At 65.3% G+C, this 746-nt stretch carries 1 protein-coding gene; it reads right to left on the reverse strand.

What is annotated here, in order from left to right; all coding sequences use genetic code 11:
* Positions 1 to 129 precede the first annotated feature (129 nt).
* The coding region (gene dapE / locus AC1DYI_RS37495; RefSeq protein ID WP_477209124.1) for a succinyl-diaminopimelate desuccinylase at positions 130 to 746 on the reverse strand (617 nt) is incomplete at its 5' end.

Genomic DNA, 746 nt, shown 5'->3' on the forward strand with positions numbered 1-746 from the left:
CTGTTCGGCCGTGCAACCGTTGCGACGTGTCGGGAGGTCGGGGGCGGTATCCGCTGGGGTGATTTCTCAATGAGCCCCAGCGGATACCGCCCTCGGCCGGCGCGCCAACACCGCACAACCCGAGGAACCTCAGGCCAGCAGCGCTTCCAGCGTCCGCCGATAGATGTTCTTCAGTGGCTCGATGGCATCGATGGCCACGTGCTCGTCGATCTTGTGGATCGTCGCGTTGACCGGGCCGAACTCGACGACCTGCTCGCAGACCTTGGCGATGAAGCGGCCGTCGGAGGTGCCGCCGGTGGTCGACAGCTCGGTCGTCACGCCGGTCTCTGCGGCGATGGCAGCCGACAACGCCGAGACCAGCGAGCCTACCGGTGTCAGGAAGGGTTCGCCACCCAGGGTCCAGGCAACTGCCCAGTCCAGCCCATGGCGATTCAAGACTTCGCCGACGCGCTTCTTCAAACCTTCGGGCGTAGACGCGGTCGAGAAGCGGAAGTTGAAGTCGACCACCAGCTCGCCGGGGATCACGTTGGTCGCGCCGGTGCCGCCATGGATATTCGAGATCTGCCAGGTGGTCGGCGGGAAGTATTCGTTGCCTGCGTCCCACTGAATGCTTGCCAAATCGGCCAGCGCCGGTGCAGCGAGGTGGATGGGGTTCTTCGCCAACTGCGGGTAGGCCACGTGGCCTTGCACGCCGCGCACCGTGAGCTTGCCGGACAGCGAGCCGCGGCGACCGTTCTTGATCATGT

This window comes from Ideonella sp. P3_A4 (assembly GCF_056403075.1).